The organism is Acidobacteriota bacterium, assembly GCA_034211275.1.
Taxonomy (GTDB): Bacteria; Acidobacteriota; Thermoanaerobaculia; order Multivoradales; family JAHZIX01; genus JAGQSE01.
In genome coordinates, this window is the sequence record JAXHTF010000392.1 from 1 (window position 1) to 1,547 (window position 1,547).

General features: G+C 63.0%; 2 protein-coding genes. Both read right to left on the minus strand.

Going from position 1 to position 1,547, the window contains the following annotated elements:
• Nucleotides 1–208, minus strand: a 208-nt coding sequence (locus tag SX243_26250) for a GTP-binding protein (GenBank protein ID MDY7096489.1), incomplete at its 3' end; no start/stop codon positions are given.
• 43 nt (nt 209–251) lie between these two features.
• Nucleotides 252–1,547, minus strand: a 1,296-nt coding sequence (fusA, locus tag SX243_26255; GenBank protein ID MDY7096490.1) for an elongation factor G, incomplete at its 5' end; no start/stop codon positions are given.

Genomic DNA, 1,547 nt, shown 5'->3' on the forward strand with positions numbered 1-1,547 from the left:
ACTCCACGTGCGCCGTCGCGATGGTGATACCGCGCTCGCGCTCCTCCGGGGCCTTGTCGATGGCGTCGAAGGCCGCGAACTGCGCCATATCCTTGGCCGCCTGAATGCGCGTAATGGCCGCAGTCAGGGTGGTCTTCCCATGGTCCACGTGACCGATGGTCCCGATGTTGACGTGCGGCTTTGTCCGCTCGAACTTTTCCTTCGCCATGACTCCTCCTGAAACTCCTAAGCTTTCTACCTGGAAGACAAACTCAGCCGGCAGCCTTCGCGACGATCTCCTCGCTCACATTCTTGGGAGCGGGCTCGTACGCAGAGAACTGCATCGTGTAATTGGCGCGCCCCTGGGTCTGGGAACGCAGATCGGTGGCATAGCCGAACATTTCCGACAGCGGCACCATGCAGCGGATGACCTGAGCGTTGGCCCGTCCCTCCATATGCTGCACCCGGCCCCGCCGCGAGGTGATGTCGCCGATGACGTCACCCATGTAATCCTCGGGGGTCACCACCTCGACCTCCATGATGGGCTCCAGCAGCACCGGCTTGGCGCGCTTGGCGGCCTCCTTGAAGGCCATGGAGCCGGCGATCTTGAAGGCGCCTTCCGAGGAGTCCACCTCGTGGAAGCTGCCGTCGTAGAGATCGATCTCGATCCCGGAGACCGGGAAGCCGGCCAAAGTACCGGTCTCCATCGCCTCGCGGATGCCTTGCTCGATGGGCTTGATGAACTCGCCGGGAATCGCTCCACCCTTGATCTGATTGTTGAACACCAGATCGCCTTCGTCGGTGGGGCGCATGCGGATCTTACAGTGACCGTACTGACCGCGACCGCCGGACTGCCGGACGAAGCGACCTTCGGCGTCGGCCTCGGCGGTGATGGTCTCCTTGTAGGCGACCTGCGGCCGGCCGATGTTGGCGCCGACGTTGAATTCGCGCACCAGGCGATCGGTGATGATCTCGAGGTGCAGCTCGCCCATGCCGGAAATCAGGGTCTGGGCGGTATCCGGATCGGTGTGGACGCGGAAGGTGGGATCCTCCTGCATCAGCTTGGCCATGGCGGTGGCCAGTTTCTCCTGATCGGACTTGGTCTTGGGCTCGATGGACACCGAGATCACCGGCTCCGGAAAGCTCATGGACTCGAGAATGATGGGCGAGTCCTGCTCGCAAATGGTGTCACCGGTGGTCACGCCCTTGAGGCCGACGGCAGCGGCGATATCACCGGCCCAGACCTCTTTGATCTCCTCACGCTTGTTGGCGTGCATCTTGAGCAGACGACCGATGCGCTCCTTCTTGCGCTTGGCCGGGTTGTAGACGTAGCTGCCCGCCTCTACGTGGCCGGAGTAGACCCGGAAGTAGGCCAGCTGACCGACGAAGGGGTCGGTCATGATCTTGAAGACCAGCGCCGAGAAGGGCTGCTTGTCAGCGGACTCGCGGGTCGCCGGAGCTTCGGTATCGGGGTCGACACCCTCGATGGGCGGAATCTCCACCGGCGACGGCAGGTAGTCGATGATGGCGTCGAGCAGGGGCTGGACGCCCTTGTTCTTGAACGCGGT